The 24,926-nt window shown below is 50.3% G+C and carries 28 protein-coding genes; 7 read left to right on the forward strand and 21 right to left on the reverse strand.

Annotation, left to right across the window (positions count from 1 at the left end):
- Positions 1 to 85 precede the first annotated feature (85 nt).
- From pfkA to B9G79_RS02570, 5 genes are all read right to left on the reverse strand, one after another.
- Complete coding sequence (pfkA, locus tag B9G79_RS02550; RefSeq protein ID WP_088564158.1) at positions 86 to 1,075, reverse strand: 6-phosphofructokinase; 990 nt, start codon at positions 1,073 to 1,075, stop codon at positions 86 to 88.
- Between the two features lie 91 nt (positions 1,076 to 1,166).
- On the reverse strand, positions 1,167 to 1,439 hold the full coding sequence (locus B9G79_RS02555) for an HU family DNA-binding protein (protein WP_015092386.1): 273 nt from the start codon (positions 1,437 to 1,439) through the stop codon (positions 1,167 to 1,169).
- Between the two features lie 161 nt (positions 1,440 to 1,600).
- The gene (locus tag B9G79_RS02560; RefSeq protein WP_088564159.1) at positions 1,601 to 1,822 is read right to left on the reverse strand and encodes a DNA gyrase inhibitor YacG; all 222 of its coding nucleotides are present in this window, start codon (positions 1,820 to 1,822) and stop codon (positions 1,601 to 1,603) included.
- A gap of 46 nt (positions 1,823 to 1,868) precedes the next feature.
- Positions 1,869 to 2,576, reverse strand: a complete 708-nt coding sequence (locus B9G79_RS02565; RefSeq protein WP_088564160.1) for a hypothetical protein — start codon at positions 2,574 to 2,576, stop codon at positions 1,869 to 1,871.
- Between the two features lie 246 nt (positions 2,577 to 2,822).
- Entirely contained in the window at positions 2,823 to 3,263 is a 441-nt protein-coding gene (locus tag B9G79_RS02570) for a metalloproteinase domain-containing protein (protein ID WP_088564161.1), read from the reverse strand.
- Between the two features lie 197 nt (positions 3,264 to 3,460).
- Between B9G79_RS02570 and B9G79_RS02575 the strand changes: the two genes are divergently transcribed.
- Positions 3,461 to 4,282: a hypothetical protein gene (locus B9G79_RS02575; protein ID WP_088564162.1), complete on the forward strand. Its 822-nt coding sequence runs from the start codon at positions 3,461 to 3,463 to the stop codon at positions 4,280 to 4,282.
- Here B9G79_RS02575 and B9G79_RS02580 read toward each other — a convergent pair.
- A complete protein-coding gene (locus B9G79_RS02580; RefSeq protein WP_088564163.1) occupies positions 4,244 to 4,993 on the reverse strand; it encodes a prolipoprotein diacylglyceryl transferase in 750 nt (249 codons plus the stop codon). The genes B9G79_RS02575 and B9G79_RS02580 overlap by 39 nt on opposite strands.
- A 107-nt stretch (positions 4,994 to 5,100) precedes the next feature.
- On the opposite strand from B9G79_RS02580, the gene B9G79_RS02585 reads away from it, so the two are divergent.
- Positions 5,101 to 6,528 carry a cyclic nucleotide-binding domain-containing protein gene (locus B9G79_RS02585; RefSeq protein ID WP_088564164.1) on the forward strand — a complete coding sequence of 476 codons (1,428 nt, stop codon included), beginning with the start codon at positions 5,101 to 5,103 and terminating at the stop codon, positions 6,526 to 6,528.
- Here the strand turns inward: B9G79_RS02585 and B9G79_RS02590 are convergent.
- From B9G79_RS02590 to B9G79_RS02615, 6 genes are read right to left on the reverse strand one after another with little or no spacing between them, the layout of a single operon-like run.
- The gene (locus B9G79_RS02590; protein WP_088564165.1) at positions 6,513 to 7,325 is read right to left on the reverse strand and encodes a metal ABC transporter permease; all 813 of its coding nucleotides are present in this window, start codon (positions 7,323 to 7,325) and stop codon (positions 6,513 to 6,515) included. The two genes, B9G79_RS02585 and B9G79_RS02590, sit on opposite strands and share 16 nt — an antisense overlap.
- Entirely contained in the window at positions 7,322 to 7,891 is a 570-nt protein-coding gene (locus B9G79_RS02595) for an ATP-binding cassette domain-containing protein (RefSeq protein ID WP_088564166.1), read from the reverse strand. The genes B9G79_RS02590 and B9G79_RS02595 overlap by 4 nt, the downstream gene beginning before the upstream one ends.
- Positions 7,888 to 8,763 carry a metal ABC transporter substrate-binding protein gene (locus B9G79_RS02600; RefSeq protein ID WP_088564167.1) on the reverse strand — a complete coding sequence of 292 codons (876 nt, stop codon included), beginning with the start codon at positions 8,761 to 8,763 and terminating at the stop codon, positions 7,888 to 7,890. Before B9G79_RS02600 ends, B9G79_RS02595 begins: the two co-directional genes overlap by 4 nt.
- A 9-nt stretch (positions 8,764 to 8,772) precedes the next feature.
- The gene (locus B9G79_RS02605) at positions 8,773 to 9,831 is read right to left on the reverse strand and encodes an outer membrane beta-barrel protein (RefSeq protein WP_088564168.1); all 1,059 of its coding nucleotides are present in this window, start codon (positions 9,829 to 9,831) and stop codon (positions 8,773 to 8,775) included.
- A complete protein-coding gene (locus B9G79_RS02610) occupies positions 9,831 to 10,436 on the reverse strand; it encodes a hypothetical protein (RefSeq protein ID WP_088564169.1) in 606 nt (201 codons plus the stop codon). Before B9G79_RS02610 ends, B9G79_RS02605 begins: the two co-directional genes overlap by 1 nt.
- Positions 10,437 to 10,439: 3 nt before the next feature.
- Positions 10,440 to 11,006, reverse strand: coding sequence for a hypothetical protein (locus B9G79_RS02615; protein ID WP_088564170.1), 567 nt, complete (start codon positions 11,004 to 11,006; stop codon positions 10,440 to 10,442).
- A 233-nt stretch (positions 11,007 to 11,239) separates the two neighbouring features.
- Here B9G79_RS02615 and B9G79_RS02620 point away from each other — a divergent pair, with 233 nt between their 5' ends.
- The 4 genes from B9G79_RS02620 to B9G79_RS02635 all read left to right on the forward strand — a co-directional run bounded on the left by B9G79_RS02620 (position 11,240) and on the right by B9G79_RS02635 (position 13,507).
- Positions 11,240 to 12,424 (forward strand): sensor histidine kinase, encoded by a 1,185-nt coding sequence (locus B9G79_RS02620; protein ID WP_232469035.1) that lies wholly within the window; start codon positions 11,240 to 11,242, stop codon positions 12,422 to 12,424.
- A complete protein-coding gene (locus B9G79_RS02625) occupies positions 12,424 to 12,948 on the forward strand; it encodes a response regulator transcription factor (protein WP_088564172.1) in 525 nt (174 codons plus the stop codon). Before B9G79_RS02620 ends, B9G79_RS02625 begins: the two co-directional genes overlap by 1 nt.
- Positions 12,949 to 13,076: 128 nt before the next feature.
- Positions 13,077 to 13,268, forward strand: coding sequence for a BrnT family toxin (locus tag B9G79_RS02630; protein WP_088564173.1), 192 nt, complete (start codon positions 13,077 to 13,079; stop codon positions 13,266 to 13,268).
- Positions 13,265 to 13,507 (forward strand): BrnA antitoxin family protein, encoded by a 243-nt coding sequence (locus tag B9G79_RS02635; RefSeq protein ID WP_088564174.1) that lies wholly within the window; start codon positions 13,265 to 13,267, stop codon positions 13,505 to 13,507. Before B9G79_RS02630 ends, B9G79_RS02635 begins: the two co-directional genes overlap by 4 nt.
- Positions 13,508 to 13,523: 16 nt before the next feature.
- Here B9G79_RS02635 and lspA read toward each other — a convergent pair whose 3' ends face one another.
- The 9 genes from lspA to B9G79_RS18245 form a co-directional block, all read right to left on the reverse strand.
- Positions 13,524 to 14,033: a signal peptidase II gene (gene lspA / locus B9G79_RS02640; RefSeq protein ID WP_088564175.1), complete on the reverse strand. Its 510-nt coding sequence runs from the start codon at positions 14,031 to 14,033 to the stop codon at positions 13,524 to 13,526.
- Positions 14,034 to 14,090: 57 nt separating this feature from the next.
- Positions 14,091 to 14,696, reverse strand: coding sequence for a hypothetical protein (locus B9G79_RS02645; protein ID WP_088564176.1), 606 nt, complete (start codon positions 14,694 to 14,696; stop codon positions 14,091 to 14,093).
- 261 nt (positions 14,697 to 14,957) lie between these two features.
- Entirely contained in the window at positions 14,958 to 15,749 is a 792-nt protein-coding gene (locus tag B9G79_RS02650; protein WP_088564177.1) for a siderophore-interacting protein, read from the reverse strand.
- Between the two features lie 156 nt (positions 15,750 to 15,905).
- Positions 15,906 to 17,429, reverse strand: a complete 1,524-nt coding sequence (locus tag B9G79_RS02655; protein WP_088564178.1) for a sigma-54-dependent transcriptional regulator — start codon at positions 17,427 to 17,429, stop codon at positions 15,906 to 15,908.
- Complete coding sequence (locus tag B9G79_RS02660; protein WP_232469037.1) at positions 17,422 to 19,302, reverse strand: CHASE2 and HATPase_c domain-containing protein; 1,881 nt, start codon at positions 19,300 to 19,302, stop codon at positions 17,422 to 17,424. The genes B9G79_RS02655 and B9G79_RS02660 overlap by 8 nt, the downstream gene beginning before the upstream one ends.
- A 157-nt stretch (positions 19,303 to 19,459) precedes the next feature.
- On the reverse strand, positions 19,460 to 20,743 hold the full coding sequence (locus tag B9G79_RS02665) for a radical SAM/SPASM domain-containing protein (protein WP_088564179.1): 1,284 nt from the start codon (positions 20,741 to 20,743) through the stop codon (positions 19,460 to 19,462).
- A gap of 256 nt (positions 20,744 to 20,999) precedes the next feature.
- Positions 21,000 to 21,836 carry a DUF6279 family lipoprotein gene (locus B9G79_RS02670; protein WP_088564180.1) on the reverse strand — a complete coding sequence of 279 codons (837 nt, stop codon included), beginning with the start codon at positions 21,834 to 21,836 and terminating at the stop codon, positions 21,000 to 21,002.
- Positions 21,837 to 21,890: 54 nt separating this feature from the next.
- A complete protein-coding gene (locus B9G79_RS02675; RefSeq protein WP_088564181.1) occupies positions 21,891 to 24,176 on the reverse strand; it encodes a transglycosylase domain-containing protein in 2,286 nt (761 codons plus the stop codon).
- A gap of 52 nt (positions 24,177 to 24,228) precedes the next feature.
- A complete protein-coding gene (locus B9G79_RS18245; RefSeq protein ID WP_232469039.1) occupies positions 24,229 to 24,537 on the reverse strand; it encodes a hypothetical protein in 309 nt (102 codons plus the stop codon).
- Between B9G79_RS18245 and B9G79_RS18250 the strand changes: the two genes are divergently transcribed.
- Positions 24,524 to 24,919, forward strand: coding sequence for a co-chaperone GroES (locus B9G79_RS18250; RefSeq protein WP_232469041.1), 396 nt, complete (start codon positions 24,524 to 24,526; stop codon positions 24,917 to 24,919). The genes B9G79_RS18245 and B9G79_RS18250 overlap by 14 nt on opposite strands.
- The last annotated feature ends 7 nt before the right edge of the window (positions 24,920 to 24,926 follow it).

Genomic DNA, 24,926 nt, shown 5'->3' on the forward strand with positions numbered 1-24,926 from the left:
ACCTCGCTGTGGGTTGCTTAAATGGAATACTCCATAGAATTCAAGCTCCTACAGTCGAGGTCAAGGTAAAAACGTGAGGACGGGTCTAAGTTGCCAGAACACTCGCCAGCGAGATCAGATCCAACTGGTTTTTCTTTTCGTTCTTGTACACGAGCTCCAAAGGCACCTGAATAAGTCGTTCACCTTCAGTGCCGATCATGACGTCGCAATAACCTTTGAACAAAGCGTCCACAGCGGCAGCGCCCATGCGGCTGGCAAGAATACGGTCGGCCGCGGTTGGAGATCCGCCACGTTGTTGGTGTCCAAGAATACAGACTTTTGCGTCCATGCCGGATTTTTTGCGGATGGCATCAGCAAGATCATACGCGCGCCCTGGTTTCTGTCCTTCAGCGGTGATGATGATGCTGCTGGTTTTACCACGGGATTTGGCTTCGTTGATGCGGTCGATGGCTTTTTCAACTGTGGTGTTGGCATCCGGAGTGAAGATTTCTTCCGCACCACCCGCAAGACCGACGTGAGAGGCGATGAAGCCTGAGTTTCTGCCCATCACTTCCACGATAAACAAGCGGTCGTGAGACGCAGCGGTGTCACGAATGCGGTCAATTGCTTCAAGGGCGGTGTTCACAGCCGTATCAAAGCCGATGGTTTTATCACTGCCAAAGATGTCATTGTCGATAGTGCCAGGAACGCCGACCACCGGGATCTGATGCTCTTCCCAAAGGGCGTGAGCACCGCGGAAGGAACCATCACCACCGATGCAGACCAAGGCATCAAGTCCCAAATTTTTGATATTCTGAGCGGCGCGCGCGCGGCCTTCAGGGCGCATGAATTCTGTGGAGCGGCCGGTTTTCAGCATAGTGCCGCCGCGTTGGATGATGTTGGCCATGTCACGAAGTTGCAATGGCTCGATCTTGTTGTCGATCATGCCGACATAGCCGTTGTGAATTCCGTACACTTCAAGTTTTTGCGAGATCCCCACACGCACAACTGCGCGGATTGCCGCATTCATACCCGGGGCATCGCCACCGCTTGTGTACACACCGATTTTCTGAATTTTCTTATCAAACTGAGCCATGGGATAAAGGCTACCCCGGGATTATCATAGAGACAAAATAAAAAAGGCGTCCTTGCGGGACGCCTTTTCAGAAATCGAAATCAGGGGTTAATTACTTAACCATAGATTTGAATTCAGCACCTGCGCGGAACTTCGGAGCCCATGCAGCAGGGATTTTGATCGCTTTGCCAGTTTGTGGGTTGCGACCAGTGCGAGCTTTACGTTTAGCTTTAGTGAAAGTACCGAAGCCAACCAATTTAACATCGTCACCTTTTTTAACGGATTTTTTGATGTTTTCTACAGCGCAATCAAGGATTGCTTCTGCTTGAGCTTTGGAAACTTTTGTTTCAGTAGCGATTTTTTCGATAAGTTGAGCTTTGTTCATTTGAACTCCTCTTGTTGGACACGTTTGTGTATCCGATGTTGATTATAAAATCGTGATGATAACTCTTCGTCATCCAATGACAGCCCCATGAAAATCCATAATCAGAATTTCGTCAACTGCAAAATGTGAAAAGGTCTCTGAGTGTGGTTTTGCGGCTGATACTAATGTTTGTCTTCGCCTGGATAATCATCATCATCCATGGAAGTTAAAGCATCACTTGAAGAATCTTTGACGGGAATTCGGTAGGACTCAGAGGCCCACTCGCCAAGATCAATAAGTCTGCATCTTTCAGAGCAGAAAGGGCGGAAGGGATTTTCGTTTGAGTACAAAGCCAAACGCCCGCATTGCGGGCATTTGACCTGTCGAGATTGAGATTCGGTCATAGTCGAAATTTATTCCAAGTCCCGCACCCAGTGCAAGACGCGGAGCTTAGTAACGCTTGAAAACACCCGTTGCGAACTTCGTCGCAACACCATTGTGCGGGAAGTAAAGTTCGTAAGCGAACTGATTCTGCGCCAAAGTGCCTTCTTTCACCATCACCTGGATCAGGCGAAGACCACCACCGTTCAGGTAAGAACCCTGAGCGCGGATTTCAAAGCCTTTGCTGCTGTTGATCAGGCTGAAAGTGTTGTTGTTGGAAAGAATCAGCGGGTTGAAAGCAACACCACCTGCGTTGATTCCCAGGCTCAATGTGTACTGATACCAGTTTGGAGCAGGGTATGCTTCAAATCTGATCACCGGTCTCATGGAACCGTCGATAGAGAAAGAAATCATCAGGGAGCCGGACGCCCAGTTTTCACACTTGGCCAAACCAGCTTCGATACCCCAGATAGTGCGACCACACACTGCCAACGCTTCTTTCAGGAAGGTTGCATAAGCACCACTGTTCACAATGCTCAGGCTGCCGCGGTAGTTCGTGTTATTACCATAATAGTTATAGTCATAGAATTGGACAGGGCCGGTTACGACGTTGCCGCCGCCATTTACCACAACGCAAGATGATCCATTCCAGACAGTGCCAACAGCACAGTTAGGGATCACACCGGTATTGGTGTTTCCACCACCACCACTTTTTCCGCACGCCGCTAAAACCAGCGCGCTATAGATCGCGATAAACGATACGATGATCCTTTTCATAATAAACCTCTCTCTCGATATTTTTCCTCACTTACACTGCAATACATGAGTCATGCCAGAGCACGGGATTGTTGAAAGAGGGTTTAAATGCAGATGGGGCGCGCCGAGGTGTTTACTTATTTATAAGGTCAGCCATTTTGTGTCACAGGCTGCGCCGATGGCGAGGGGTGAATACTGCAATGGAACATGAAAAACCCTGTCTCAATCTGAGACAGGGGGGGGAACTTATTGAAAGCACTGCGGGTTTTAGTCGCCGCGAGCGATGTCGGCTGTGCTGGAGATGCCCACGGCATTGCCGGCCTCATCCAGGTCAACATGGAAGCGAACGTTGGTTTCGCCCAGCGGGCGGTAGGTGATCAGCAGATTGCACACGGCGGATTTTCCACTCTGGTCGACGCTGCATTTGGTGTCGGTGTGGGAAACAGCACTTGTCATGTTTTCCAGATCCTGGCCTTCGGAAAGGCGGGTCAGGATCTCGTCGTTGTAGGCCTGAACTTTGGCCAGAATCTCTGTCAGCTTTTCTTCGGGGCGAACATCACCAGTCAGGCGCATTGAAGCGGCATTTTGTTCCAGAAGAGTCAGGGCCTGCTCTTGCAGTTTTTGATCATTCAAAGAATCAAAAGCCGAAGCTGAGGCTTGGGTCGCAAAAACAAAAGACATCAAAAATACAGTCATCGACACGCGCATGGAATCCTCCGGATTTTTTTTAAAGTATGTCGAAGATGGTTCTTAGCAGAATTTGTGCCTGCCGGAGATGAGCTTTGTTTTGATTCCAGTGACTATGCTTGAGTGAGGTGAACATTTTCTGTCACTGCGGGTGGAAACTTTCACGCCACGTTTTGCACATGGGACTTTAATCTTAAATATGGTATGGTGCTGTCCCTATGAGCCGCGAAACTAAAAAATATCTTCCCTATATTCTGGCGACACTTCTTCTGGTGGGACTTATTGTTATGGTTCAGACGCAAAAACCGTTGAAGGCCCGCACTTCAGGAGCGTCTTTCGCGCAGCAGGCCGGATATTTCTTTTTGCCTCCGGGAAGTGCCAAGGTTTCGGATGTGACTGAGGCTCAATACCGAGCCCTGCTGACTGATTTTCAGGTGAAGTACATCATGCCGGTGTTCAACAGCACCGGAAGACCTCTGCTGATTCCGGCGGAATGGGAAAACCCTTACTTTGCGGCCTTTGCCCAGAACAAAGACACTTATATGCAGGTGTCTTTGTGGGGTGGAATGGCCAGAGCGCCAGGGGCTTCGCTGCCGGTTCTGGCGGGAATTCTTTGTCACGAAATTGGTCACGTGATTGCCGGAGAGCCTCGTCAAACTTTCACCGGGGCGGAGTGGTCGTCTTCGGAAGGTCAGTCGGATTTTTATGCTGCGAAAGACTGCCTGCCGCAGTTTTTGAAAGCGCATCCGGAACTGGTTGCTGATATCAATCCGCAGGTGCTTGCACTTTGTGGGGGCAATGAACTTTGCGCCCGAGTTGCGCAGACCGGGGTTGAAATGGTGCAGTTCTTTAAACGCTATGATTCACAAAAATCAGATGATGTATCTTTGTGGACACCGGCTCCGGCAGCAGAACAGTTGCTAAGAAACGTATATCCATCCCATCAATGCCGTCTGGATACTTATCTTGCAGGGGCTTTGTGTCAGACGGGCGGCAGTTGCTCAGCTCCGGCGTGCTGGACGGCGAATAATCAGGAATAATCCCAGCGCCATAATCGTCAGACTGATCCAACTTGAAATGGACAATCCCAAAGAAGGCCCACGGAAATCATCGCGGAAGGCCTCCATCAACAGACGTCCCATTCCATGCAGCACCATCCATAAGAAAAAGATGCTGCCCGGATTTTTTAAGAGCTTGGGACGAAGTGCCTGAGCCGTGGTTTCAGTTCCCAGCAAAATGAAAAGCACTCCCAGTTCCCAAAGCGAAGCATAGGCCTGGGTCGGGTGCAGACCATTCACGGCCCAGGGCAGATCGCAGCTTCCGCCATAACAACATCCCGCCAGCAGGCACGCCACGCGACCCAGGACATAAGCAAAAGACAAGACCGGCGCAAACAGATCCAGGTAATCCTCAAACTGAACCCTGGCCACAAAGATCATATATAATAGACAGCACAAGCCCGCCAGAATTGCGCCGCCATAAAAAACAAACCCGCCATTCCAGAAATAGAAGATGCGGGTGAAGTCTTCCTGATAGTGCTCGAAGTTTTCATAGAATACGTGAAGCAGGCGGCCGCCAATAAATCCCGTGACCATGATGATAAGACTTAGGTCCAGAGCGACCTTCCGGGAAAGTTCAAACTTATCCGCGCGGGCACTGATCCAAATCAGACAAAGGCACACCGTCAGACTCAAAACGAGATAGTAAGTGGGAACGTTCAGAGTTGATGACAGGGGGATAAAAGGAAACAAGCGGCCTCCGCTATATACCGACGATAGACTTAATTTTCTTTGATTACCAAGAATATTCAAGACGATTCTGGTCAAGGGCCCGGAACTACAGACATAATAAGGCCTATATGAAGTTGCACCCGGCTGAAATCGCCAAAGAAATTAGGGCCTTTTCTTTCTTTAAATCATTTGCGGATGACCTGCTTTTGCAGACGTCTGCCATGGTTCATTGCGAGTCATTCGCCGCGGGTTCCTTCATTCTTCAAGAGGGCAAACAAAACAGCTCTCTGTTCTTTTTGAGATCCGGAAAAGTCGAAATTTCCCTGGCTTCTGAAGTGATTGCCACTTTGGACACCCCGGGTGAGGTGTTCGGTGAAATGAGCGTGATCACCTCCAATCCGACATCCACCACGGTCAAGGCTCTTTCGGCGGTGGAATGTTTTGTGATCCGGTCTGAGGACTTCGGTCATGTTCATCCCAAAGACAAAGACCGCTTTCAGGCGTTGTTGTTCCAGATTTACTGCAATGTCCTTACTGAACGTCTTATGAAAACCAACGAAAAAGCGCGACTCTTTGAAATCCTGAACCGCGAACTTCATGAGGCCCAGCAAAAAATCCAGAAAGTCGGCGGACGCGTTTTGTTGGTTGAACCGGATAAAAAGCAGCAGCTTCCGATCCGCATGGCTTTGGGGGGCACCGGGGTTCATCTGGACATTGCCAATGATGCCGAAGGTGCACGGGAATTCCTGCGCGACAATCAGTACGACGTGGTTTTGTGTGAAGAAGGTTGCGTGGAAGTTCTTAAAGAGGTCCACGAAGGCAAAAAGACACCATTTTCAATTTTGCTGACCAGTAAGGATGTCCAGGGGAACCTGCGTATTCTGGAAGGCAATCGTTATGTGGATCATATCATTTCCCGGGATGCAGAAGACCGCAACGCCACCATTCGCTATGTTCTGACGGCGCTGGGAAAACTTCTGAACAAGGATCTGTTCGGTATCGAAAAGTACCTGACCTGGGGAGTGGAAGTTCAAAGAAAGATGGTTTCCAACTCGACCCAGCGTGAATCGCTGCGCGAAGATCTGTATGGCTATTTCAAAAAAATGGGGGTTCGTTCCACCATTTTGGACCGTGTGAACACTGTGGTTGAAGAAATGCTGATGAATGCGATCTATGATGCGCCGGTGGACTCCAACGGAAAATCCATCTTCAATCATGTGTCCCGTAAAGAGGAAATTCAGCTCGACACCCATCAACAGTCCCAGCTTCGTTACGCCAGTGACGGGGTTTATCTGGCGGTGGGGGTGAAGGATCCGTTTGGGTCTTTGACCAAGGATATCATCATTGACTATCTGCTAAGCTGTTACAATGGCGCGGCGGGAAGCATGAACGCCAACAAAGGCGGCGCCGGGCGCGGCCTTCATCAGATCATCGAAAATGCGGATCTGACTGTGTTCAACGTTAAAAAAGGCGTCTGCACAGAAGTCATCTGCATGTTCAATATCGACGGCCAGAAGCGGGAAGCCCAGCCGTCATTCCACTATTTCTTCGTATAAGTGATCAGACCCAGCAACATCTGTCCCAGAAGCACGCAAGGCACTGTGGGCAGATTGGTGGATATCAATGAGGTCGCAAAGCCCAAAGCCGTTCCCCCCAGGGAAATCACCAGCATTCGGATCAGATAACTTTGTAAATTGCGACTGCGGGTGGATGTAAAGCTGGTTGCGATGAACAGGGATCCGATAGTGAACAGATAACCCATGCTTTGGATCGCCATCGTCGTCAGCAGCAGCGTTCCCACGTCAAAGACGCGATTTTGCCAGGTGCGATGAATATAGCTGTGGTTGACCATTTGGAAAGACGCCAGCGACAAGGATCTCCAGAACTTCAGAACAAAGACGCCAAAAAACACGGCCGCCAGCAAACACAATTGCGCCCCCGTATCACTCATCACCGCCAGATCACCGAAGTAAGAGGCGGCAATATGGCTTTCCAGGGCCGGGGTAAGATAGCTGGTCAGATAGGTCAGCGACAGGAAGAACACAAACAGGGTCAGATAGATGTGGTTGCGATCGGACTTTGTCTGAATCAACTGATCCATCAGTAATAAAGTCACCCAACCCAGGGATAATCCCGCCACCAGGCTGATACCATGAAAATCAGTGCCCAGCAGAATATTGATCACCAGGCCCAGAACAATCCCCAGGGAGGCGCCCTGTCCCAGAACAAAAATTTGCGCGCTTTTTTCACGCGCACTCCACTGGGACCCGATCAGTGCCAGCACCGCCGCCATCAACACCGACGACGGCAGGGACCACTTATAGATTTGCAGCAGTTCAATAAAGGATGTCATCGGATCTCCAGCACACGCACGCGGTTCCATTCAGCGGTCAAAGCGCGATGGGACACCAAAATCAATGAACTTTGCGGATGTTCTTTCAGGTAAGTCCCCAGAGCTTCTTCCAACTGCAGGGTGGATTCAGAGTCCACATGATTAAACGGTTCATCCAGAATCAACAGACGGGGCCTTTTAGCGAGCACGGCTGAAAGCAGGATCTTCTGCCGTTCGCCACCGCTGGCGGTGTTCCACTTTTTATCCAGATCCATGTTCTTTAATAGGGGGTGGGATCCTTCGTTATCGCCCAGCAGATCACGCAAAGTCAGTGGCAGATGAAAATGAAGTGTTCCCAGTTGCGGCAGATATTGGATGTCTTTTTGCGGAATTGAAAACTGAAAGCGGCCCTCAAAGTACTTATGCAGCCCCAGCAGGGTTTTTAGCAGCGTGCTTTTTCCAGCGCCGTTTTCACCACGCAGGAAAAGAACTTCACCATCATTCAGTTCAAGGTTCACCACGGGTGAAAGCGCCAGACCATCAGAGCTTAGAACCCGCAAGTCCCGGGCGGAAAGCAAGGAACTCATTTCACTGACCCCACCAGCAGCTCCTGCAGTTTCGCGATGGAGCTGGCATCACCTTTTGTTTGCACATAAGAAGGCACGATCATCACGGGCACGCCGGAAAGTTCCTGAAAGCGCTCCAGGGTTTTATGCGGAGCTGATGCCGTTGCAAAGAGCACAGTCACTTTATTGTCCTTGGCAAGTTTGGCAGCCTGAGCGATGCGCGCCGCAGACGGAGGCATTCCCGGTTTTTCTTCCAAAGAACCTGCGGATTCAAGCCCGTAGGCGCTGAAGAAGTAAGTGAATTCCTTGTGATACTCCATCACTTTGGTTTTCTTAACGGTTTTTGCCAGACGCTCCTGCAGGCGGGTCATTTCGGCTTTGAATGCATCATAATTTTTCTCAAACGCCGCACTTTCCTGAGGTAACGCCGCTGACAGCACTCGCACCACTTCGCGCCCGGCTTCGGCCATTTTCAAAGGGCTTAATGTGAAGTGAGGATTGCCGTGTGCGTGAACATCGCCCAGCGAGCGATTGATCACACCCGTCGGGACGTCCAAGGGCTTGATGCTGTTGCCAAGAATGCAGGAGCCAGTGCCTCCATCCTGAATTTTCGCATTCCCGGATTTGGAAAGAACTTTCGGAAGCCAGCCGACCTCCAGTTCAAGCCCCATGGAACAGACGATGTCGGCGCGGTTTACTTTCAGAATGTAATCAGGGCGGGCTTCGGCAAAGTGTGCATCTTCAGAACCTGAAAGCAGACTTTGTACCTCCACCTGCTCTTGTCCGATGGCACGCACCACTTCAGCAATGTCCGGCAATGTGGTGACAACTTTGATTTTGGCCTGAGCATAAGGACTAAAAAGCAACAGCGCAGAAAGCAAAAATTTATTCATGTCAGGCTCCTAGAATGAATGGGCCGGGTGGGCGCCAAGGATCGCCACCCACTGCAGTTCGATTTTCTGGCTGATGGTGTCGGATTCGCCCTGATAAGTTTGATTATCATAGGTGTACGCCACACGCAGCAAAGAGAACTCGCTGTTTTTAAAAGTCAAAGTCGGGACAAATCCATAATCCAGATTTTCTTGTCGGGAGCCATCGCTGATAAAGCTGCGGGACAGATCCGAGAACAAATCCACACGCAGTCCCAGGAACAGTCTTTCTGACAAAGACATCTGAGGATAGAAGTAAGCACCAATGTCTTCCTGAGTGTCCGCCCCCGGCCCACTCAAGTTGCGGTACCAGATTTCAGACTGGAACAGGAAGCTGAGGGTTTTGCCCTTTGTTTTTTTAAACACAAAATCCAGACCGTAAAGCTGGGTTTTGGTTTCTGCCGCGTCGGTGCGGCCCAGATAGTTCATGCCCCATTGAAGCGCACCGGCCTCGCCGAAGTCGACAAAGTTCACCGGGTGGATGTAGTGAGTGGGCACCTGCGGCTTTTCGCCCTCATCGTGGCTGTGCCCATAAGTGTAGCCATTGGTCACACCCAGGGTGATATCCCAGTAGCTGTCCGTGGGAAGCAGAGTTGAAAACTCTGCGCCAGTATCGGCGACACCTTCCTCATCAAAGAATTCAGCCTGTACGCGGGGAGCCGACACAAACGCCCAGTCGTGTTGGTGGAACTGATTAAGTCGACCCACACCCAGAAAGAATTTTCCGACGCGGAAGCGGGAATTTGGAATCACTTTGCTGGAACCCACATAGGCTTCGTGAACTTCGGCCACGAACTCGCCTTCTTCATTGTGAGCGGCAAAGTTCAGGTAAGCATCAAAGGTCGGATCCAAAGGCCCAAAGAACATCAATTCGGCAGCGCGGATGTCCAGCTTGTTTTCGGCAGAGTCCTCGAAGTTCAGCGGCGCCACCAGATCCAGTGCGGCTGCAGATTGCATGTTTTGCAGAACCTGGGCGGAAGCTGTCGTTGCGGTGGAAGAAAGCAAGGCGGCGGTCAGAATCAGTTTTTTCATCAGTGTCCATCCTGTGGGGAAGAAAGGCGTGCATTCAACAGTTGAGCGTTCGTGGCGGTGAAGCCCCAGGCCCGTCCAGAACCATTTCCGGGAGCGGCATCATAGTTCAGATCCAGGCTGTCTTCAGCACTGTTGTAAACTGTGTTGGTGTGATCCATGCCCGAGGACTTGGCACCATTCCAGATCAGCACGTGTGCGGGACGTTCATTGTTGTGAATATCCAGGGTGAAAGTCAAAGTTGTGGAGGCATACACGGCAGCAAACAAAGAACTCCAGTCCTGCACTTCGCCTTGAGCGTCGGCATGCACCTGCAATACATTTCCAATGCGTGTGAATGTCACCGTGAATCCACTTTGCAGGCTGGAATTTGCGAATGTGTGCAGGCTCAAGGAACCACCGTCATTCAGGGTGAAGGTGATTTCAAAATTGGCTCCGGCAGAAACAGCCGAAATACCTTCGCTCATCAGGCCTTTGCCTGAACCCAGATCATAATAGGAAGAGTCACCCACCTGCAGCGCCTTGCTGAGGTTGTCTTTGTCGGGATTGTGACCACCGCCGCAAGCTGCCAAAGCCAGAGAGAAGAAAACAGTTAAAAGCTTCTTCATCGACTACTCCTGATAGCGGGGTTCGTTCGGACCCGGATTTCTGCTGCGGTGACAGTCAAAGTGATCACCGTGCATGTGACACATGAAATGGGACTTCACTTCTCCCGCACCCGCGTTGTGAGTCAGCGTTGCCCAGATGCCTCCTCCAGTCTGCCACATTTTCACATTCGTGATCTGGGACAGAGGCGCAATTTTTCTGGTGAAGATGTCTGCGGAATAAGCCAAAGAAGCGGCGAATTCATCAACGCTAAAGCTGATGTCGTTCGCAGGGGAGTCGATCACTCCCAAATCTGCAGAGTCATGGCAGTGAGCTTCCTGAGCATCGCCGTGAGCATGGAAATGGCAGTCATAACCCACCACGCGGGCTGTGCCGGAGTTATCCATATAGGTCAGTTTCACGGCCGCTTCATCATCCGCTTTGAAAGTTTGAAAGCCCACCAGACCGCCGATGTTGCCGCTTTCAAAAAGTTCCAACGCCGCCACCGATGCCAAGGTCACCGGAGATTGGTTCAAAACGGTGTTGCCATGATCATGAGGCAGGGCCAACAATAAAGAGAAGATGAGTTTCATAGGTTACTCCTTGGATTCTTTTGCTTCTAACAAGGTCACTTTCTAATTGCAAGATATTTGCGTTTAGATGGTGGAACTGAATTGATTTTGGGTTTAACAATGTCTAAGTGCTTGAAATTACGAAGCAAGGGGCAGCGAATCGTTGCATATTTAAGTCTGCGGTTGCACCCCCGGGGGGCTGGGGTTACAAGGGGCCCATGCCAGGACTGATTCGTTTTCGATGGATAGCTATTGTGTCTTTGTTGCTTGGAACCATCCCGCTTTTGAAGTGGGGTTATCTGGACAAGCGTCATTTTCCGTACATTATTGCAGTGCTGACGTTGCTGGCGATCTTGAATGTTTTGGCTCACAGTATCTGGCCGAAACAAGAAGACTATGGACAGAAGCAAGTGCTGGTGCATTTGTGGGTGGATCTGCTGGCGGCTTCCGGATTGTTGTTCGTAAGTGGTTCTGCCGACAATCCGTTTGTCAGCATTCTTTGCATTCACTCATTCCTGGGTGGGATGCTTTTGCGAAAAAAAGCATCCTATGTTTTCGGAGCTTCCGTTTTGGTGCTGCTGTCGCTATTGCAGTATGAAACCTGGCTGGACTCACAAAAGACGGTGGGGATTGATTTCTCAGAACTGTCTTTGCGCTTCCTTTCCCAGTGGGTTTTGATCACGGCCAGTTGGTTTGTCAGTCATTATTTTTCCAGTCTGCTGGAGCGTAAAGAAAAGCGCATCCGTCTTTTGCAGGACCGTCAGCATCAGGCGGATCGCTTGAAGGCTTTGGGTGCCCTGACGGCGGGTTTTTCCCATCAATTGGCAACACCGATGAATTCGCTGAAACTTCGCATGGAGCGGGGCTTGCGCAAGCTGCCGGAAGAAAGCTCTGGCGCTCGTGAGGAATTTGAAAAAGCACAAAGTTCACTTGATGAGTGCGTTCGTGTTTTCCAGCACATGGCTTCAGTCTTTTCACGCTCTTCCCAAAGCGAACTGCAACGGGTGGAACTGCCGGTGCTGGTGAAGGATTTGATTGGCGTGTGGGAAAAAGAAAATGCCGGGGTTGTGGTTGAATCCCATCTGACCACTGATTCTTTGTGGTGTCGTTTGCAGACGCTGGCTTTTTCCCAGACATTGTTTGATCTTTTGGACAATGCTTTGGAGGCGTCCCCGGTGCCAAGCCCGCTTTACGTGCGCCTGTTCAAAGAGGACACCTGGGCGGTGCTGGAAGTGGTCGACAAAGGTTCGGGCATTTCGGCAGAAATCCTGTCGCGTTTGGGTGAGCCGTTCGTGACTGGCAAAGAAGCGGGCAACGGTCTGGGAATTTATTCTGCGCAAATGATGGCTCAGGCCAGCGGCGGGGATTTTGTAATCACCAATAACGTCAGCGGCAAGGGCGCCACGGCCCGCATCCGTCTGCCTTTGGAGGAAAAGTAATGGAACAACATGCAAAACGACTTTTGCTGGTGGAAGACGACCAGGGTTTGCGTGAAGTGTTGACCGAAGAACTGCAAGAGCGTGGTTTTAAGGTGAAGGCCTATGCTGATATGCCCGCGGTGGCAGAGCTGGGGGAAGTTGACTGGGCGCTTTTGGATTTGCGCGTGGGCAGTGAAAATGGCCTGGAGCTTTTAAAAGATCTGAAGACCCGCCATCCGCAAGTCAAAGTTGTGATGATGAGTGGCTTTGGCAGTGTGGCTTCCGCGGTGAAGGCCATGCAACTGGGTGCACATAACTTTATCGTCAAGCCAGTCACGGTGGAAATGATTTTAAGAGCCTTCAGTGATCAGGCCGAAAACATGGAGCTGCCGGAGGAAGAAATCTCCCTGGCGCGCATGGAGCGTGAATACATTGATTATGTCCTGCAAAGTTCTGAGGGTAATATCACCCAAGCCGCCAAAAAGCTGGGTCTGCACCGCCAGAGCCTTCAGCGCAAACTGCGCAAGAACATCCCCCGCAAATAAGCCAGTTCCCGGATTTATATTTCCTTCAGACCCACTCCCTCAGTTTTAACGTCGGAGTGGGTTTTGCAAAATCAACATATTGATGTTGTAATTACGATGTATTTACATTTTTGAAGAAGCACGGTAATATGGAATTTGAGTGGGACGATGATAAAGCCCAGAGCAACTACAAAAAACACGGAGTCAGATTCTCTGAAGCAGTGACGACGTTTCGAGACTCTCACGCTCTGGAGATGTTGGATCAGGAAAGCTCTGCTAATGAAGACGGCAAGAAGGGCAACATCCCGGGAAATGGAATCATATCTACGAGGTTTGCATGAAGAGTGAATTTGATTTTTCCAAAGCCAAGAAAAAGAAGCCTTTGAAAGACATCAAGGTGCTTAAGACCATTCGTTTGGATCCTGAGGTGCTGGAGTGGCTTGAAATTGAAGCTGAAAAGCAGGGGATGGGTTATCAGACATATTTGAACTGGTATTTGAGAAATGCCATGTCCAATAGAAGTTCGATTGAAGAGCGCATTGCGAAACTGGAAAAGGCTGTTTTTCCCAAGAAGGCTTAACAAATAAAAAAGGCGCCTATGTGGCGCCTTCTTCTTTTTCTTTATTCTTTTTATTTTCCAGGAACATCAACAGCAGCAGCAGTGCGACACCGCCCACGATCGCCATGTCGGCGATGTTGAAGGCTGGCCAGCTCCAACGGTTGTACAGATGGAAATCCAGGAAGTCGATCACGTAGCGGAAGCGCACGCGGTCGATGTAGTTCCCGATAGCACCACCAAAGATGCTGGATAGAGCGATGATTTGTTTTGTGTCGTCATCTTTCACTCCACGCAGGATACCCAGAATGATCAGCAACGCGATCGGCGGCATGGACAGGAAGAAGATCTCACGGAAAGAGGGATGGCTTTCAGCCAGGAATCCAAACGCCGCACCGAAGTTTCTAACATAAGTCAGATTGAAGAAGTTCGGAATCACGATAACGGATTCGCCCAGATGGAAGTGCGTGTGAACGTACACTTTCACCAATTGGTCCAAGGCCACCAGAAGGCCGGAAATAAGCACTAACCAGATATATTTTTTCTTCATGCGGGGGAGTATAGCCTAGTTTAAATAAGATATTAAATGATTTCGTTGGGATATGGCTTACTTCAGAAGGCCCTTGGAGCGGCTGTAGCCGATCTTGATCAGCATTCTGAGGGCTTCCAGATCCGAGCTCAGGTTGAACTCGTCTTTGACTTCCTGAATCATGGCTTTGGAGCCACAATCAAGCATATCCAGGGTTTCCGGGGCGCGGGAGGTCGTCGTCAAAGTCTTTTCTGTGTAGGAAACCTGAGTCTGCGTTGCCGGTGCCGGAGGCATCGTCATCACCGGCTGAACCGGTGGCAGCACCTGCTGCTGCATCTGAGGGACGTGCTGAACTTGATGAACCGGCTGTTGCGGAGCCATCATTGGTTGTGCCTGAACTGCGGCGGCGGCAGCGGCTTGTACGACAACAGAACTAGCCTGAGGTGCGCGATCCAATTCGCCCATCATTCCGGCCAGGCTTTTCAGCTCGTTTTTGAAGTTCTGAATGCTGGGTCTTTCCAGAGAATGTTCACCATCACGGGTGGCCTTCAGATACAGGCTGACCAGAATGTCCGGAGTTGTTGCCATTTCCTTGATAGAGCTGTTCTGCACCATAAGCCATTGATAGGCTTTGAGCATCGTCTCTTTCGTGTAAGCCTGTGGCGGCAACGGATTCATGGTCATTAACTAAAAATCTCCGGGAGTGAGGGACTGAAACTACAGAGTTCGTAAGATCGAGTCAATGCAGAGACCTCACTATTTAAAACAATTCAATGCCTAAAAAATATGCATCTCTAGATAGGGGGGATTTAAGGTGATTACAAAACTAGAGGCGACGCAGAAAGGGCTGTTTTATGAAAAACTTTTTCTTGATTTGGCGGAAGAGCTTTTGTTGGTGACTCCCGAAAACCCTGTCGTTCCGGGAGTTCCAGGCCACTAAGGCCATTAAGTATTTTCGTTTTTCTTCCAGTATCCGGTGGCTTTCACCCATTCCGGATTTGCACCACGAACGGTTTCAACAAGCTCTTTGAGCTCTTTGGATGTTTGCAGCTCGGTGGCGATCCAGCAGAAATAATCACCATGTGGAAGCTTCGCTTTCAGCACAGTTTCTTTCAGTTTTACCGCTGTTCCCGGTGGGTTGTTTTCACGCAAAACCCAGTGAGTTGCCACATGGGCCTTGGATTCAAATTCGCGTTTTTCGGATTCATTTCCGATCTCAACAACCACCACGGCTTCAGCGCCAGCGGGCAGTTCGCTTAAACGGCGGGCAAATGACGGAATCGCGCACTCATCACCGATCAGCAGATACCAGTCAAAGTCATAAGGCACGACCGTGGAACCGCGCGGTCCGCCGACGCCCAGATAGCTTCCCACCTGGGCTGCGCGAGCCCAGTTCGCCGCAGGCCCTTCTTCGTGCAGGAAAAATTCCAGATCAAGTTCTTTGGCGGCATTGTCAAAACGGCGTGGAGTGTAATCCCGCATGATCGGTTTTTCACCTTCCGGGAAGACCGGTCCTTGCGGGCCAAGCTCTGGAATCACCGGCATTATTTCGCCGGGCTTCGGGAAGAAGACTTTGACGTGATCATCCGGGGATGCGCTGTAAAAATCAGCGAGGTCTTCGCCGGTCAAAGTGATGCGTTTCATGCGTGGGGAAATATCAGTGATGGATTTGACCTGCAGCAGTCGGAACTTAAGATTGTGGCGAACTGACTGAGGTTGTCTGTATGTGTTTTCCATTCGAGGAACCTCCAATATCTTTAGATCTAGGAGGCGGGTTGATTTGGTGCAACCGCTTTTCGTTCAGCTCGATTATATGAATTCACATTATCATCGCGTTTGCGATTTGAAAGTTCGGAGTGCTAACGAAGAAGGCCGGGATGTCCCGGCCTTTTCTTAGTTCGAATAGTCTTTGGCGATGATGCCGTACTTTTCGATTTTTCTGAGAAGAGTCTTCTTTGGAATGTTCGCATGCAATGCTGTCTGATTGATGCGGCCGCGGAAGGTTTTCAGAGCCTTGATGATAAATTCTTTTTCGAAGGCTTCTTTCTGGGCGTTGAAATCCAGATTTTCGCCAGAGTAAGCGATCATCTCGCCGTCGTCTTCGTCCAGGTCCATGCCGCCGACATCGCCGTCTTCGTCATCACCCAAAGAAGCGTGAGCCTGAATTGCAGAGCTGATGCCCGCAGAAGCCACGTTCTGAGCGGTTTCCTGAACCGGAGGAACGTCGATCAGGTTTGTGCCTGTCGCGATCAACAAAGCTTCCGGCAAAGAGGCGATCGTGATCACATTGGACATTTCCAGAACGAAAGCGTGTTCGATCACGTTTTCGAGCTCACGGATGTTTCCTGGCCAGCTGTGTTTTTTCAAAACAGCCATGGCATCCGGCGCGATGCCAGTGATGCGTTTGCCATGGGCCTGGTTGAACTTGCGGATAAAGATGTTCACCATGTGTTCCATGTCGTCTTTGCGTTCAGCCAAAGCCGGCAGGAATATAGGTACAACGTTCAGGCGATAGAACAGGTCCTCACGGAAAGTGCCGGCTTTGATCATGTCCTCCAAAGGACGGTTGGTCGCAGCGATAATACGCACGTTCGTTGGGAATTCACGGTTGGAACCCACTGGAGTGAACAGTTTTTCCTGAAGCACACGCAGGATCTTCACCTGCATCAGCTGAGGCATGTCGCCCACTTCATCCAGGAACAGAGTGCCGCCTTCAGCAAACTGGAATTTACCAATCTTGCGCTGATCAGCACCGGTGAAAGAGCCTTTTTCGTGACCGAACAATTCGGATTCAAACAGATTTTCCGGGATAGCAGAACAGTTGATTGCCACGAATTTTTCGTCTTTGCGGGCCGAGTTGAAGTGGATGGCTTTCGCCACCAGTTCTTTACCCGTACCGGAAGCACCACGGATCAGAACCGGGGTTTCCACTTTCGCCAGACGATGGATGATGTTGAACACCTTCTGCATCTGGGAGGTATGACCGATGATTTTGCGGCCTTCTTCCACCATCACGGGGGCAGAGGCGGCGATATTGGAAATCAGATTATGGGCGTTAACGGCTTTGTCGATCAAAGCCAGCAGGTCATCACCCGCCACTGGTTTTTGCAGATAGTTGTAAGCGCCGTCTTTGACTGCCTGAATGGCAGATTCAAAGGTCGCGTGGGCGGTCATGATGATAACGATGATGCCTGGATCGAATTCTTTGATCTGGCGAAGGGCTTCAAGGCCGTTCATGCGAGGCATGTCGACATCAAGCAGAACAAGGTCGTATTTCTTGTCGCCGTTTTTCACTTTCTCCATGGCATTCACGCCGTCGAAAGCTTCATCAACTTCGAAGCGCTGAGTAACCGCAAGTGCGGACTTTACCGAAAGTCTTAAGCCCTGATCATCGTCTACAACCAAAACCTTAAGCATGAGTGCCCCCTTGTTCGATGGGTAGTTCTACCGTAAATGTGGAACCATTACCATGGGAAGATTCTACAAAAATGTTTCCCTGATGTAATTCCGTGAAGTATTTCGCCAGATACAGGCCCAACCCTGAACCCTTGATAGGGGAGGATTTGACGTTTTTCGATCTGAAGAACTTCATAAAGATATTCTGCAATTCATCCTGCGGGATGCCCGGGCCCTGATCGGCCACCTGAACGATCACCTTAGAGGGTGTTTCCTCGCTGCTGACCATGATTTTCGTGTCTTCCGGGCTGTATTTGATGGCGTTTTCCACCAGGTTCGAGAACACCTGTTTCATCAGCTCCGGGTCGACTTGAACCGGGAACATGGGTTCCAGTTCCGACACGATTTGAATGCGTTTCACCTTGGCCAGGAACTCGTGCTTGCGGATAACCTCTTGTAAAAGGTTATTGATGTCCTTGCTTTGCATGTTCAACTGCACGCCCTGACTTTCAATTTTACCGTAGCTTAAGATGGCATTGATGAATTTCAATAGATCATCAGAGGAATGTTTGATCGTGTCCACGGCCTCGCGCTGCTGGTTGCTCAGTGCGACCGAGTCGGTCAGGATCACATCGGTCATGCCCTGAATGCGCGCAATTGGCGTTTTCAAGTCATGGGACATCATGGAAATGAAGTTGGTTTTAAGCTCTTCCACCTGGCTGAGCAGTTTATTCTTCTGATAGTACTCCCAGCTACGGCGGTTTTCCACGATCAGGCGGTAAGGGATAAAGAAGTAATAACACAGGAAGATTGTCAGCAACGGTGCCGCCATTGGCAGCCACAATCCGAAGCCCCAGTAAGCGCCCGCACATAGAATCACAAACCCCAAGAGTGTCGCGCCCAGAACAATCAGGCCGCGGGTGGGTTTCATCGTCAGCACCACTTGTGTGGTCAAAACCGACGCAATCAGAATAAACAGCCAGCTTAGGTAGCCGGAAACTTTCACCGGGCCCGAGTTTTTGATCAATGTGTCGATGACATTGGCCTGCATCTCGATGCGGGTCATGGCGGTCACTTCTCGGCTGAACGGAGTCATGATGTATTCAGCTTCATTCAAGCCCAGATCCGTTCCGATCAGGACGATTTTATCTTTAAAACGGGAAGGGTTCACTTCGCCTTTAAGAATAGCTTCAAAGGAAGTTGCCGGGTAAGAGCGCGCCGGATGGAAATCGATGTACGCCTGGTCAGTGCCATAGAAATCAAACTGACCCCGGATGCTGTCCACTTGCATGGCCTGAGGATTCACCAGACTTGCCAATCGCACCGGCAGCATAGGGCGGTCCTGATAAGTCAGAATCATACGACGGGTGACACCGTCTTTGGCAAAGTTCACCAGATCGGTTGTCTTGGGTGCAGGAGAAATCGAGACCTGTTCCAGAGGCTCTTGCAGGAACATCTGGTTTTCTTCACCCTTCATGGGCGTCGTGCGACCGGCGACAAAAACATGCGGAGAAGCAACAATGGCTGATTCCCAGGCATTCTTTTCGTCAATTGTTCCTGGAACCTCATCAAAGGCAAAATCATAGGCAATGGCTTTGGCGCCGCTGTCATTCAGGGCCTTCAACAGAGCAATCTGTTCCGGGGCGGAAGGATAACCTTTATAGAACTGAACAGTCTGTGGAGTGATATAGATCAGCTCGACGTTGCCGGAAGTGGAATTGAGGATTTTTGTGCGAACCCGCAGATCGTAAAGATAGGACTCAAGATAATCCAGGTTGGTTTGGCCGATGAAAAAAGAAATCCCCACTGCGAACAACATTCGCAGCGCAAGTGCTTGGTAGGAGCGTCTTTTGGAGGCTCCGGATTTCTCTTCAAGGGAGGGAGGAAGAGTCATACAACCTGTCTTTAAAGTTTAATCAATTCTGATTAGCGAACCGGGATGCAGCCTTCGCCAGTACCGCCGCCAGGACCGGCCAGCTTGGTAGTGGATGAAGGTTTGGGCTTCAGAGGTTTGATTTTTTTGATATGTGTTTGCTGTGTCATAGTTTCCTCTAGCAGGTGGCCCTGCTTAATTTATAGTACATAAAAGTGGTTCCAATCAAGCTGCGCGTGCGGAAGCAGAACTGACCGTCCTTTTGGTGCTTGCTGCCCGTGCCTTTCTTGTGGATGAACATGCAGCCGCCACCGCATAGGAACCGCGCCCAGCAGCTTTGGCAGTTGTTTTTTTCAATCAATGGCGCCTGTTCGGCCTCCATGCGGGCAAAGTCAACGTCTGTGCCTTGTCCGACTTTTTCTTCCTGATTTCCCACTTCCCAAGGGCAAGTGAACAGGTTGTTTTTGGCATCCATCATCAGGAAGGATTTACCAGAGCCGCAGAAGTTTTCCGTCTGCTGCTGATTGTCCAGTGCGTTGAAGTACTGGTCGAAGATGCCCACTTTACGAAGCTCTTCCTCGCCGCCGGCTTTGAAGGCCATTTCAGCGATCTGATTCATCTGATCGACGAACAGCTTGTTGCTGGCATCGTCATTTTCTTCCACTGAGTAAGTGAACTCATAGCGGTCCGCATTCAGGGTTTTGTAAAACTCGTAAGCTTTTACCAGCTCCAGGTTTTCACGGTTGAAAACGCCGTGCAAAGTCAAACGACCCAGGGATTCGCGAACGGCAGCAAGCTGTTTCAGACCTTCAACAACCAACGAAGTGCTGCCGCGACCGTCTTTGGAAGGGCGGGCCTTGTCGTTGGTTTCTGCCGGGCCGTCCAGGCTGACGGTGACATTGGTTTTCAATGAAGTCAGAACTTTCAAAGTTCTTTCGTTGATCAAAGTGCCGTTGGTCACAATCGAAAAAGACGCATGAATGTTCTGGCCTGCAGTCATCAGGCGAACATAGTTGCCGATTTCCTGAATGCCGTCCGGGTAAAGCAACGGTTCGCCGCCCAGGAACGTGATGTTGAATCTGCCACCTGCAGGAACACGCTCCAGGAAGAACTTCAACTGCGGCAAAGTTTTTTCAACGTTGATTTTGGTTTGAGCGGAACCATAAGTTCCGTCACCACCGGCTGCACAGTAAGTGCATTTCAAGTTGCAGATCTGGGTCACGTTGATAGTCAGGCTGCGAATGCCCACAGAAAGGCGGCCGGATTTAACGTCAGGGCTGTTTTCCAGCTCCCAGTTTTTCAGCGCCACGGCGGCGTCGTCAGCCCCCAAGGATTCCTGACTCATCTGGTTCCAGGTGTCTTCAGAAATCTCGGCGATTTCAAGATTGCGGGCATGGAAAGCCAGGGGAGCTCCTTGGTTCCATTTGAATGCCACAATGTCTTTAAATCGTCTTTGTTCCATAGTCAGTCCAAGGTATTGCAATAAGCGTTCCATAATGAGACACGGCAAGCCTCTGACATAATTAAGTAAAATCAATTACTTAGGAATACATGCGGTGGTGTTTTTTTGGCCTCTTTGAGGGGGGCTGGGAGCAAAAGGAAACTATTTCAGGGGGTGTCTAAAAGGTCCCTAGGTTCCGGGGCGGTGGCAAAGATGAGGAAACTCGTAAAGCAGGAAGTCTTTGTCGATTCATTCTAAAAAAAAGTCCCGGATTGGTTTAACCCGCCTTTGCTATTTTTTCCAACTGTGCTGTTTTCTCGTTCAGATTATCGATCAGATTTTTTTTCTGTTTTAAATTCATGGATCCCAGAACCTCGATGACCAATTTTTGCAACTGGAGTTTGTATTCGCGGAAGGCCGTTTGGTATTCGGCCAGATCCATGGCGGCGGGATTGTTGTAGTAGGTTTTCAGAAACTCTCGTTTTGCTTCGGGAGTGGTCATCTGTTCCTGATAGCGGCTGAGGATATGGGCTTTGTTGCGCGCCTTCAGTTCGCCGGGGAACGGGGATGAATCCAGGTGGGTGTTGATCATTTTCTCCTGTTCTGGGGTCAGGGAACCCAGGAACATTTCAAAGTACTCGGTGTATTTGTTGCGCATTTCTTTGCGGTATTTGGATGTCTGATGAAACTTGTCCAGATCCGCCTGGGTTTTCTTTTCAAATTCCCGGGCGAAGGTGGCGAGTTGCTTGGGCTGGGTCGAGGCAATGAATTTTCCGGCTGTATCGGAAAAGCGGGCGTTGATCTGCTCAACGTCCTTGAGGAAAAGATCAAAATAGAAACCGGTGCGGGAGGAATCCAGAGTGCCTTTTTGCACTTCCTGTTGCAGTCCTTTGAGGCGGGCAATCCACTGGGGCAGAACTTCGGCTTTAAGTTCGCCCAGATCCTTTTGCACACCATCTTTCAGATCCCGGCTTTGCGAGCTTGAGATGTCGAAATAGTCATCGACCTTTGAGGCGATGTAAGTGTCAGCCCACTTGAATGCGATACCAAAATGATTGCAACCTGTTAGGGTCAAAGCTCCGGCACACAGAACGACAAAAAGAAATCTATTCATTCGTCAATTCTATCAGACGAAGCTTTGAAAACCGCGCTGGTGGCGGTTTTCAGATCAAAGGTCGGGTGATTTGGCCTTGTCAAATACGAGTTCCACTTGAGTTGGATCACCTTCTTTATAGGCGTTCAAAGCCTCCAGCGTCTTTTGATCCAGCATCACTTTTTCGGTGTTTTCCGGCCATGGGAAATCATCCGCCGGGAAACGGGTTCCGATTTTTTTCATAAATTGAGTCCATACCGGCACGGCGCCATTGGAGCCTGTCAGCTTGTGCGTAAGATTGTTGTCGTAACCGACCCACACCACAGTTGTGATGTAAGGGGTGAAGCCTGCAAACCAAGCATCTTTATTGTCGCTGGTAGTTCCGGTTTTGCCGGCTGCCGGGTTGAAGAACCCGTTCAGGGTGATGGATCGTGCTGTCCCGGACAAAATGGTTTGTTTCATCATGCTCACCAGGCTTGCCACCGCGGCAGGGTCCACAGTCCCTGTTGGGCGAGGATCGTGTACGAAGACCTCAACATTGTCTGAATTCAAAGCGCGTCTGATAAAAGACAGCGCGGGTTTTTGTCCCATTGCTGCCAGAGTCATGTAGCTTTGCAGAACTTCTTTTGGATACATTTCAAATGCACCCAAAGTCATTGCCGGGAAGGATTTAAGCTGCGAAGTCACGCCCATTTCGTGGGTCACGTCAATCACATTCCCCAGTCCTACCGCAAGCCCCAGAGAGGCCGTCGCCGCATTCAGGGAATTTTTCAGCGCATAGAACATCGGCACTGTGCCGAAGAATTTCTTACCATAGTTTTCCGGGGACCAGGCCTGACCTTCATATTTATAAGTGAACTTTTCATCGTTCAGCAAAGTCACCGGAGTGTACGGTTCGCCCGTTTCGGTTTTGTTCAGCAGGGCTGTCAAGTAAACGAAGGGCTTCATGATCGAGCCGATCTGGCGGTGTCCGTCGATGGCTCGATTGAATTGAGTCATACGGAAGTTTCGGCCGCCCACAACCACGCTGACCAAGCCCGTTTGATTGTTGCCAACCAGAACGGTTCCTTCCAAAGAGTGACCTTTGGCCTTCAGGCCCGAGATGTGTTTGTTGTTTTTTTCCAGATTTTCAAGGTGGCCACGCAAGGCATCCTGCGCTGTTTCCTGCGCTTCCAGGTCAAGCCCGGTGTAGATTTTCAGGCCATCGGGACTCAGTCCCTGAGACGTCAGTTGTTTGCGAACCGCATCCAGATAGTAGGGGGCTGTCTCGGAAGCGATCGTGCGGGGTGCGCTCGGAAGTGGCTGGCGATCGGCTTCATCAAACTGGGCTTGCGAAATGTAGTCTAGGCCCTTCATTTTTGTCAGAACCAGATTGCGGCGGCGCTCGGCGTTTTCTGGTTTCTTGAACGGATTGTAAAGTCCCGGGCTGTTCACGATCGCAGCCATCAGCGCACATTCGCTGATATTCAGGTCGGTCAGTTCTTTGCCAAAATAGTAGCGGGCGGCCGCGCCATAACCACGCACCTGGAAAGCGCCGTTTTGTCCCAGATAGATCACGTTCAGATAAGTTTCCAGAATCTGGTCTTTGCTGAAGCGCGACTCCAGCAGCACGGACATGATGAACTCCTGATACTTTCGTTTCAGGGTTCTTTCGCTGGTCAGGAAATAGTTTTTCACCAGTTGCTGAGTGATCGTGCTGCCCCCTTGAGCACGGCGGCCCGAGGTGACGTTTTTAACCAGGGCGCGGAAGATGCCTTTGAAGCTGACCCCGCCATGTTCCAGGAACTGGGCGTCTTCAATGGACATCACGGCGTTGGAACACATCGGGGGAACCTCTCCCAATGTCACGGTTTTTTGCATCAGGGGTTCGTTGCCGATATATTGGGCAAGCAAGGGGGCTTCACTGACGGCCTCTTGCACTTCTTCAAAGGGTGCACCTTTGAAAATGCGGGAAATCAAACGGTCCTTTTGCACGACCAGAATCTGAATGGAGCTGTCAACATCCTGAGTGCGGGTGTCTTGTGTGACCCAGCCGATGCAGGCATCCTGGTTTTCGTCCAATCCCACCTGCAGGCGCGCGGCGCACTGCTCACGTGTGGCAATAAAGTAATCTCCAGCGAGCAGTCGTTGATCGAATTCTCGACGGCGATAGTTCTGACGCAGAAGCTGTTTTTCGATGTCGGAAATCTGAATCTGACTGTGCGACTGGAAAGTAGGTGGAGCTGCATAAAACTCCGTCGGAACGATGAACTTTTTTGACTCCAGCTTGGAGGTCAGTTCCTTTTCCAGTGCAAAGTAGGAATAGACGCCAATCCCAAGCCCGCAGATGATTACAAGCGTCAGAAGGATTGTAAAAGCCAATAAAATAGTCTTTAATCGTGGTCGCATCATAGATGACAGAGTAGTACGAAACTCACTCGGTGAACAACCTTTGAAAATGTTTTTCATAAGTTGCCTTTGTGAAAGGATTGTTTGTGGCTAAGAAGAAATCTTCTGCTAAAAAAGCCAGTGTAAAAAAGGTCGTTAAAAAGACCGTCAAAAAAAGCGGCGTAAAAAAATCTCCAGCAAAAGCCGCTAAAAAACCAGCTCCCGCAAAAAAGAAAGCTCCTGCCAAGAAAACCGCTGCTAAAGCACCAGCTAAAAAAGCTGCTGCCAAAAAGCCTGCAGTGAAAAAGGCTGTGGCTAAGAAGCCGGTCGCAAAAAAGGCAGTGAAAGCTGCCAAGCCTGCGCCAAAGAAAGCGGCGGCGAAGCCTGCGACTTCTCACTTGGTGCGTGAATCTGCCCCTGTTAAAAAACTGGATTTGAGTGGCTTTGTCACTCCCTTGGACGACCGTCTGATGGTTCAGGTTTCTGGTGCCGAGAAAATGACCCCGGGTGGTTTGTATATTCCTGATTCCGTGGCCGACACTTCCGGGAACCTGCAAGGTTTCGTGGTGGCTGTTGGACGCGGGCACATGAACAAAAAAGGTCATGTGCGTCCGATGGACGTGCAAGTCGGGGACAAAGTGGTGTTCTCTGAATATGCAGGCTCTAAAATCAAAATTCAAAATGAAGACCTCATTATTCTGCGTGAAGCGGACGTGATGGGCGTGGTTTCCAAGTAAAGGAATG

This window comes from Bdellovibrio bacteriovorus, from assembly GCF_002208115.1.
Taxonomy (GTDB): Bacteria; Bdellovibrionota; Bdellovibrionia; order Bdellovibrionales; family Bdellovibrionaceae; genus Bdellovibrio; species Bdellovibrio bacteriovorus_C.

What these genes read in the sequence shown, in the direction of transcription:
- B9G79_RS02565 (WP_088564160.1), bottom strand. Translation starts at nt 2,576, where the DNA reads ATGAAAAGGATCATCGTATCGTTTATCGCGATCTATAGCGCGCTGGTT.
- B9G79_RS02590 (WP_088564165.1), bottom strand. Translation starts at nt 7,325, where the DNA reads ATGACATCCTTTATTGAACTGCTGCAAATCTATAAGTGGTCCCTGCCG.
- B9G79_RS02555 (WP_015092386.1), bottom strand. Translation starts at nt 1,439, where the DNA reads ATGAACAAAGCTCAACTTATCGAAAAAATCGCTACTGAAACAAAAGTT.
- B9G79_RS02600 (WP_088564167.1), bottom strand. Translation starts at nt 8,763, where the DNA reads ATGAATAAATTTTTGCTTTCTGCGCTGTTGCTTTTTAGTCCTTATGCT.
- B9G79_RS02615 (WP_088564170.1), bottom strand. Translation starts at nt 11,006, where the DNA reads ATGAAACTCATCTTCTCTTTATTGTTGGCCCTGCCTCATGATCATGGC.
- B9G79_RS02630 (WP_088564173.1), top strand. Translation starts at nt 13,077, where the DNA reads ATGGAATTTGAGTGGGACGATGATAAAGCCCAGAGCAACTACAAAAAA.
- B9G79_RS02575 (WP_088564162.1), top strand. Translation starts at nt 3,461, where the DNA reads ATGAGCCGCGAAACTAAAAAATATCTTCCCTATATTCTGGCGACACTT.
- B9G79_RS02635 (WP_088564174.1), top strand. Translation starts at nt 13,265, where the DNA reads ATGAAGAGTGAATTTGATTTTTCCAAAGCCAAGAAAAAGAAGCCTTTG.
- B9G79_RS02655 (WP_088564178.1), bottom strand. Translation starts at nt 17,429, where the DNA reads ATGCTTAAGGTTTTGGTTGTAGACGATGATCAGGGCTTAAGACTTTCG.
- B9G79_RS02610 (WP_088564169.1), bottom strand. Translation starts at nt 10,436, where the DNA reads ATGAAGAAGCTTTTAACTGTTTTCTTCTCTCTGGCTTTGGCAGCTTGC.
- B9G79_RS02645 (WP_088564176.1), bottom strand. Translation starts at nt 14,696, where the DNA reads ATGACCATGAATCCGTTGCCGCCACAGGCTTACACGAAAGAGACGATG.
- B9G79_RS02560 (WP_088564159.1), bottom strand. Translation starts at nt 1,822, where the DNA reads ATGACCGAATCTCAATCTCGACAGGTCAAATGCCCGCAATGCGGGCGT.
- B9G79_RS02670 (WP_088564180.1), bottom strand. Translation starts at nt 21,836, where the DNA reads ATGAATAGATTTCTTTTTGTCGTTCTGTGTGCCGGAGCTTTGACCCTA.
- pfkA (WP_088564158.1), bottom strand. Translation starts at nt 1,075, where the DNA reads ATGGCTCAGTTTGATAAGAAAATTCAGAAAATCGGTGTGTACACAAGC.
- B9G79_RS02605 (WP_088564168.1), bottom strand. Translation starts at nt 9,831, where the DNA reads ATGAAAAAACTGATTCTGACCGCCGCCTTGCTTTCTTCCACCGCAACG.
- B9G79_RS02585 (WP_088564164.1), top strand. Translation starts at nt 5,101, where the DNA reads ATGAAGTTGCACCCGGCTGAAATCGCCAAAGAAATTAGGGCCTTTTCT.
- B9G79_RS02570 (WP_088564161.1), bottom strand. Translation starts at nt 3,263, where the DNA reads ATGCGCGTGTCGATGACTGTATTTTTGATGTCTTTTGTTTTTGCGACC.
- B9G79_RS02595 (WP_088564166.1), bottom strand. Translation starts at nt 7,891, where the DNA reads ATGAGTTCCTTGCTTTCCGCCCGGGACTTGCGGGTTCTAAGCTCTGAT.
- B9G79_RS02625 (WP_088564172.1), top strand. Translation starts at nt 12,424, where the DNA reads ATGGAACAACATGCAAAACGACTTTTGCTGGTGGAAGACGACCAGGGT.
- lspA (WP_088564175.1), bottom strand. Translation starts at nt 14,033, where the DNA reads ATGAAGAAAAAATATATCTGGTTAGTGCTTATTTCCGGCCTTCTGGTG.
- B9G79_RS02650 (WP_088564177.1), bottom strand. Translation starts at nt 15,749, where the DNA reads ATGGAAAACACATACAGACAACCTCAGTCAGTTCGCCACAATCTTAAG.
- B9G79_RS02660 (WP_232469037.1), bottom strand. Translation starts at nt 19,302, where the DNA reads ATGACTCTTCCTCCCTCCCTTGAAGAGAAATCCGGAGCCTCCAAAAGA.
- B9G79_RS02665 (WP_088564179.1), bottom strand. Translation starts at nt 20,743, where the DNA reads ATGGAACAAAGACGATTTAAAGACATTGTGGCATTCAAATGGAACCAA.